Here is a 6,927-nt window from a genome sequence, read left to right as displayed (position 1 = left end):
ACAGAATCAGTTGCAGAAGAACCCGTTGCTCAATAGGGCTGTTGGGTTTCGTCCATTCCCAGCACCTCGTAAAGCTGGATTTGGGCTTGCTTGCCTCGTGGCGCTACCTGAGCCACCCAGCGCAGTTGAAAAGGATGATTATTGGGTAACTGCTGCACGACCGCTTCGCTGGTAATAGCCTGACACGCATAGGTTTTGGTCAGTTCTTCTAAGCGGGCAGCCGTGTTCACGACGTCGCCAACGACCGTCGTATCCATACGACGACTGGCTCCAATGGTGCCGATTACCGCTGACCCTGTATGCAGCCCCATACCAATGCGAATGGGGCTGCCCAGTTCGGCCACCGCTGGGCTTTGGTTGAGTTGCACTAAAGCTTGAGAAATTTTGACAACAGCGGTAAGTCCGTCAACCGCATGGCGATGTGAGCGGTCAAAAACCACCATTACAGCATCACCTAAATACTTATCAATAAAGCCGTGGCAGGCTTCGACCACCTGATTGATCAAAGTGAAAAATGTGTTGAGCCAGGTGAAGGTTTCTTGAGCAGATTGGGTTTCAGCGATCGCGGTAAAGTTGCGAATATCACAAAATAAAATTGTCACTTCTGACTCAATGGCGTTGCCTAATTCAATAGACTCCACCCCCTGAGGAGCCACACGCTGCAAAAACTGGTCTGGCACAAACAGACGAAACTTTTCAGAAAGAGCTTCATTAATTTTTTGCGCAGCCAGCATCTGCTGCCGAGACTTTACCTGAGCCGCCTGAAAAGCCCGTACCTGCTGATTGATCTTGGTTTCGTATGCTGCCTGCTGTAGCTGCCGCAGCCGCAACAAACTATCAATTTTGGTCAACATTAAATCGGCGTTGATCGGCTTGGTGAGGTAGTCGTCGCCCATAGCTGCCAACCCTTTCAGCCGAGAAGCATCGTCATCTAGCGCCGTCAAAAAAATAACAGGTACAGTTTGCAAAGCCGCATTGGTTCTTAGCTGCTCACAAACTTCAAAGCCGTCCATATCCGGCATCATCACATCCAACAAAATTAGCTCCGGACGCTGAGTTTGCGCCTGCTCTAGCGCTTCCATGCCAGAAGCCACCGAGCAAGTCACATAGCCTTCTGCCGCCAGTAACTCTTCTAGCAGAAGCAAATTATGCGGTTCATCATCTACCAGCAAGATATAAGGAGCAGGCATCATAGCAGGTGGCAGGGGTGCAACGGTGGATAAATAATGAGGATTGAACAACTTTCTTGGAGAAGCTGATAGGGCTTGGCGTTAGATGCACTGCTTAACTTTACAGATGTCCTGATCGCTATCCGCCTGGGCGGGTCGATTTTGTTAGATTAAGTAGGATTTTCAGGCGGCTCAATCAGTCGATTGAGTTGCTGAACCAGTTGGCTAAAGTCGAGTGGTTTACTTAGGTAAGCGTCGGCTCCGGCTGCTAAACAGCGATCGCGATCGCCCGTCATAGCCATAGCCGTGACAGCAATCACGGGTACCGACTGCCAAAGCTGATGCGCTTTAAGCTGGCGAATTAGTTCAAAGCCATCTACGTTAGGAAGCTGAATATCCATCAAGACAGCCAATGGCAGCGATCGCACGCTAATGAGCGGCGACCGAATGGTTTCTAGCATGGTCTGGCCGTCAGCAATAATATCAACCGTATAGCCTTCGATTTCTAGCAGCTCAGCAATTAGCGATTGGTTGTAAGGCTGGTCTTCAACGACTAAAACCCGACTTTGATCAGACTGGCTCAAGCTCTCAGCGATCGCCGTTTGATAGCTAGCAGGCAAATCTTTCGCCGTCGGGGGTTGAGGCGACGTTGGGCGCAGACTTGATCGCAGCTCGTTTAGCGGTAGCCACACACGAAAAGTACTGCCTTCCCCCAGCTTAGATTCAAAAGACACCGTGCCCCCATGCAGCTCGGCTAGGCGCTTGGTCAACGCTAAACCCAAACCTGTACCCTCATGGCGACGCGTCAACGAAGCGTCAATCTGTTGAAAAGGCTGAAACAGCAGGTGCTTTTTCTCTTCAGTAATCCCGATGCCCGTATCACTAACGGCAATACAAAGATAGGGAGTGCTGAGATTGACAGGGCTTTCATCGGGCCGCATGTCTTGCAATAGCTGGTTGCCGTAGGCTAGCTGCACCGCTAGCTTGACCTTGCCTTTTTCGGGCGTAAACTTAACTGCATTGGAAAGCAGATTAATCACAATCTGCCGCACCCGCCGCTCATCGATAACCACTTGATCAAGCTGATAATCTAGTTCCAGCGAGAGCGATAGGCGTTTGCGCTCAGCCCGTGGCTGAATCATTTCTAAACATTGACGACACAGCTCTTGAATAGAAACCTTTGCCAGATCTAGCTCGACTTTGCCTGCTTCAACTTTCGACAGATCTAAAATGTCGTTGATCAAATGCAAAAGATGCTGCCCGCTCTGACGAATCAGGCTGATATGGCCTACCTGGCGCTTATCTAAACCCTGTCGCTGGCGCAACAGCAGTTCTGAAAATCCCAAAATACTGTTGAGCGGTGTGCGCAACTCATGCGACATAGAGGCCAAAAACTCTGACTTGAGCCGAGAAGCCCGTTCTAAGTCTTGGTTGATGCGCTGTAACCTAGCTTGAGCCTGTGCCCGCTCGATCGCCGCCCCCAAAGTGCGACAAGCCGCAAGCAGCATATCTTGCTGCGGCGCTTCCTGTAGCTTTTGTAAACTGCGAGACTCTAACGTCAGCACCCCAATAATCGTACCGTCGGCTGAGGGAATGGGGAAAATGCCCAACTGACCAATGGCTGGATGACGAAACTCTTCAACCGCTTGAGGATGGTTGGCATAGTCTTCCACAAAACAGGGCTGCCCCGTTTCTACCACTTGCCACAAAAGCCCCTGCCCGTAGGGAATACCCTGGTCGAGGCGCTGTTGCATAGCGTCTACGGCGGGTTCACCGTAGGTCGCAATAAACTGACCCGAAATGAGATTGGTCAACATTCCTGCCGTTCGCCGAGGGCCTCTGCCACTGACAACTTTGACATCTCCAAACGCAGCGCCCATGGCCTCAACCAAGTAGCTGAGGGCAAAGCGACCAATTTGAGTCAAATTATCAGAAGTTTGTAATCGCTCGGTGAGTCCTAACAAAAACGTTAACCGTCGGACTTCAGCCGCAAGATCGTTTTGTGCCTGCCGCTGTGCCGTTAAATTGCGAAAAATAAGTAGCTTGCCGCCGTTAGAGGTAGCCGTTGTATAAAGTTCTAAATAAAGCTGGTTGCTTTGGTTAATTTGAATTGCTTGGCTTTGGCCAGATGAGCGATCGCAGGCTTGCAAAATGTGATCCCGCTGCTGCGAACTCCAGTTGCCTTGTTCGACTAAAAGCGCCAAAATTTCGCTCAAACAGGGTTGCTGCTTGAGCCAAGCGCTATCAAGATTAAGCGTCTGTACCAGCTTTTGATTAAATAGAACCAATCGCTGATCAGCGTCTAGCAGCGCGATCGCATCGTCTACTTGTTCGAGAATAAGGGCAGGCTGTTCTTGAAAAGAATACAAGCTCGGCTCCAGCGGATTAGCGGAGTTCATAACAAACAAGAGCCATCAAAATAATGCTAACTATAAGGAAGATGCCTTAATTTAAGTTAACACTGCGGCTGGCTGAAGTTCCTCTTCCAAAAGAAGGGTCTGTAGAATTAATCACCTTGGCTCATCAGTACCAACCTGACCGGAGACTTGTTATGTTTTTGCATGCCGCCGTCAGCCTCATGGGGCTAAAGCTTCTTTTCGTAAATTTGCAGTCCGGCTTCTTCTAAATAGATAGTAGCGCCGTGCTGTTCACCTAATTTGCCAGAAAGCCCGCCCGCCCAGGCCGGAAACTCTTTGGCAGATTGAAGAAATTTTTGCCAGGTTTTATTTTTTATCGCTGCGACAAAGGTATAGCCTTCGCAAAATACCTCGATTTGCTGCCGACTATTTGCCAACTGTCGCGTCATTGGGATACCCGTAAATTTGATAGAAACTTCTGCTCGACCTTTTGCAACCATGACTTGAAACTATATTTCAGTAGAAACTGTCCTGTCGGTTTTTCTAAAGTTGGCCGGGAGTCACCGCGACGCCCGCGCCAAAATAGATAAGAGATAGAGGATGGTACCGCACTTTGAGCCTAGCTGCAAAGGGGCGGTGACTAAAAATTGCGATCGCCACAAAAAACCCTGACCGGGTAAAGTCAGGGTTAATCATCTCAACAATCTAAAGACAGGGTGTCTAGGCTCTCAGTCATCCTCTGCTCTTGCCGGGGTCAGCTACTGAGCTTGATTAAGCCCTCTGTAACTCTGACTAGACAGGGTTGATGCATTCGAGCTGGGTGACTGCGTCTAGTTAAAGAAGTCTTTAATGCTATCGATTAGGCTTTCACCCGCATCTCCCGCTTTATCAGTAGCGGTTTCGGCGGTAGATTTAGCCCGACCGACATCACGCTTAACTTTGCCTTCTGCTTGTTCAGCAGCGCCTTCAACCTGAGTGCCAAAGTCGTTAGCTTGGCGCTTAGCTTTACCTACCGTTCCTTCGATAGCGCCTTCAACTTTGTTGCTGGTGCCTGCACCCAGCATCCGGTCAGCTTCACGCTTTGCCCGATCTTGGACGACTTCAGCCGCCGCTTGAGAACCCGGAGCAACGCGGCTGGCATCAGTGCCCACTGCAGCCATCGCAGGAGCCGTAGAGACGACTAAAACACTGCCAACTGCCAGGAAAAATGCAATGGCGATCGCCATCTGGGCTTTGACGGCCTTAGCAAAACGGTTAACTGAGCTAAGAGTCTTCATATAGGCTATACCTCTTGATTCTTATAGGAAATATCGGTGCAATTCATTTGCAGTTGTAGCACTGTCGTTTTCGGCTTCTCATCAGCCTCTAGACTGAACTAAAGCGACGAAATCCCTTTATCTCACTGATTTCTGTCGTTTGATAGAGCCTGCCAACCCTCTGTAGCTGCGTCAGACCCATTAAAGGGACTAGCGCTTGCGATACAGTGAGTAGAGTCCCTGTTTTGTAGCAAGTGCAACCTTATCTCTCCGGCCTGTATGACTTCTGCTTCTCATTTGTCTGCTGTTCAAGGTGCCGATCGCCAGCATGATAGCGATTGGCGGTTGTTGCTACGGCTGCTGCCCTACATCAAGCGACACCGACGGCTGTTGATCTGGCCGATGATTTTGCTGGTACCCCTCGCTTTAGCCAATGCGTTGCAGCCTGTTTTAATCGGTCAAGCCATTTCTTTAATTCGACAAGAGCCGGTGGCTTGGTTTTTAGAAGACCAAACGCTGCGCTCTGGGTTAAATCTAATTGTCATACTTCTGCTAGTCACGGTAGCCATACGGTTAACGCTGGACGGTCTGCAAAGCTACCTGGTGCAGAAAGTTGGGCAGCGCATTACTGCCAGCATTCGAGACGACCTGTTTGAGCATGTGACCTCTTTAGCCGTGCGCTTTTTCGATCGCACCCCGGTTGGTAAATTAATTACCCGGCTCACCAGCGATGTTGACGCCCTAGGTGACGTGTTTTCCACGGGTGCGATCGGCATTATTAGCGACATTGTCTCAATTTTGGTGTTGCTGGTGACGATGTTTGTGATGCAGTGGCAGTTAGCCCTAATGCTTGTGATGCTGCTGCTACCAGTCACCTGGTTGATTGTTTATTTTCAACAACAGTATCGCAAAGCCAATTACAAAGCTCGGGAAAGACTTTCAGAATTAAACGCCAACCTGCAAGAAAACGTTGCTGGCATTAACGTGGTGCAGTTGTTTCGGCGCGAAACCTTTAATGCTGAACTGTTTCGTAAAACCAACCAAAGCTACATTCGAGCTGTTGACAAAACTATTTTTCATGATTCGGCAGTCTCTTCTACGCTGGAGTGGGTGTCGCTAGTGGCGATCGCTGGCGTGCTAGGGCTAGGGGGCTTATTGGTCATGCGAGAAGCGATGACCTTTGGCGTATTGGCTTCATTTATTTTGTTTGCCCAGCGTTTGTTTGACCCCCTGCGGCAATTTGCCGATAAATTTACCGCTATTCAAGCAGGCTTTACCGCGATTGAACGTATTCGTGATTTATTAAATGAGCCAATCGAAATTCGCGATCCAGAAAATGCCGAACGGGTGCAGTATCTAACGCGATCGACCACCCTACCTGGGGAAATTCGCTTTAAGCAAGTTTGGTTTGGCTACAAACCCGACGAATACGTTTTACAAGATTTAGACTTTACCATTCGCCCAGGGGAAAAAGTAGCGCTCGTCGGCCCCACTGGCGCTGGTAAAAGCTCAATTATTCGGCTATTGTGTCGGCTTTATGATGTCAGCAAAGGCGAAATTTTGTTGGATGGCATTAACATCCGCGACTTGCCTCAAAGCGAATTGCGCCGACGCATGGCCGTCATTTTGCAAGACGGCTTTTTGTTTGCCGGGGACGTGAAAAGCAACATCACCCTGGGCGAAGACTATTCTTTTGCCGATATTCAACAAGCTGCTAAAAATACTAATGTGGCTCAGCTCATTGAGCAGCTTCCGCAAGGTTATGACACCTCTTTGCGCGAACGGGGGACTAATTTATCGGGTGGCCAAAGACAGCTTTTAGCATTTGCTAGAGCCGCCATTCGTGATCCAGGCATTTTGATTTTGGATGAAGCAACCGCAAACTTAGACGTTGGCACTGAAGCTTTAATTCAAGATGCACTCGACAAGCTGTTAGTCGATCGCACAGCGATTATTATTGCTCACCGACTTTCAACCATTCGCAACGTTGATCGCATTTTGGTGTTAAAGCAAGGTCGTTTAGTTGAACAAGGTAGCCATGATGAGCTTTTGGCGAAAGCAGGGCTTTATGCCAGTCTTTATCGTTTGCAAATGCTAGAGGTTTAACCGCTCTACCTCTGTAGTGATAGACTGTAGCCCTTATAG

General features: G+C 49.2%; 5 protein-coding genes. 1 reads left to right on the top strand and 4 read right to left on the bottom strand.

Annotated elements, in window-relative coordinates:
* Window positions 1–29: 29 nt before the first annotated feature.
* The 4 genes from ACTS3T_RS01160 to ACTS3T_RS01145 all read right to left on the bottom strand — a co-directional run bounded on the left by ACTS3T_RS01160 (window position 30) and on the right by ACTS3T_RS01145 (window position 4,803).
* Window positions 30–1,193, bottom strand: coding sequence for a response regulator (locus tag ACTS3T_RS01160; protein WP_377965257.1), 1,164 nt, complete (start codon window positions 1,191–1,193; stop codon window positions 30–32).
* Between the two features lie 146 nt (window positions 1,194–1,339).
* Window positions 1,340–3,568 carry a PAS domain-containing hybrid sensor histidine kinase/response regulator gene (locus ACTS3T_RS01155; protein WP_377965259.1) on the bottom strand — a complete coding sequence of 743 codons (2,229 nt, stop codon included), beginning with the start codon at window positions 3,566–3,568 and terminating at the stop codon, window positions 1,340–1,342.
* 185 nt (window positions 3,569–3,753) lie between these two features.
* Window positions 3,754–4,026 carry a hypothetical protein gene (locus ACTS3T_RS01150; protein ID WP_377965261.1) on the bottom strand — a complete coding sequence of 91 codons (273 nt, stop codon included), beginning with the start codon at window positions 4,024–4,026 and terminating at the stop codon, window positions 3,754–3,756.
* Window positions 4,027–4,356: 330 nt separating this feature from the next.
* Window positions 4,357–4,803, bottom strand: a complete 447-nt coding sequence (locus ACTS3T_RS01145; RefSeq protein ID WP_377965263.1) for a CsbD family protein — start codon at window positions 4,801–4,803, stop codon at window positions 4,357–4,359.
* A 258-nt stretch (window positions 4,804–5,061) separates the two neighbouring features.
* Between ACTS3T_RS01145 and ACTS3T_RS01140 the strand changes: the two genes are divergently transcribed.
* Window positions 5,062–6,888: an ABC transporter ATP-binding protein gene (locus tag ACTS3T_RS01140; RefSeq protein ID WP_377965265.1), complete on the top strand. Its 1,827-nt coding sequence runs from the start codon at window positions 5,062–5,064 to the stop codon at window positions 6,886–6,888.
* The last annotated feature ends 39 nt before the right edge of the window (window positions 6,889–6,927 follow it).

Source organism: Almyronema sp. (genome assembly GCF_052168255.1).
Taxonomy (GTDB): Bacteria; Cyanobacteriota; Cyanobacteriia; order Phormidesmidales; family Phormidesmidaceae; genus Sphaerothrix; species Sphaerothrix epifaneia.
The sequence above is the reverse complement of the archived record's forward strand: the minus strand, read 5'-3'. Positions and strand labels throughout refer to the sequence as shown.

What these genes read in the sequence shown, in the direction of transcription:
- ACTS3T_RS01140 (WP_377965265.1), top strand. Translation starts at nt 5,062, where the DNA reads ATGACTTCTGCTTCTCATTTGTCTGCTGTTCAAGGTGCCGATCGCCAG.
- ACTS3T_RS01155 (WP_377965259.1), bottom strand. Translation starts at nt 3,568, where the DNA reads ATGAACTCCGCTAATCCGCTGGAGCCGAGCTTGTATTCTTTTCAAGAA.
- ACTS3T_RS01160 (WP_377965257.1), bottom strand. Translation starts at nt 1,193, where the DNA reads ATGATGCCTGCTCCTTATATCTTGCTGGTAGATGATGAACCGCATAAT.
- ACTS3T_RS01150 (WP_377965261.1), bottom strand. Translation starts at nt 4,026, where the DNA reads ATGGTTGCAAAAGGTCGAGCAGAAGTTTCTATCAAATTTACGGGTATC.
- ACTS3T_RS01145 (WP_377965263.1), bottom strand. Translation starts at nt 4,803, where the DNA reads ATGAAGACTCTTAGCTCAGTTAACCGTTTTGCTAAGGCCGTCAAAGCC.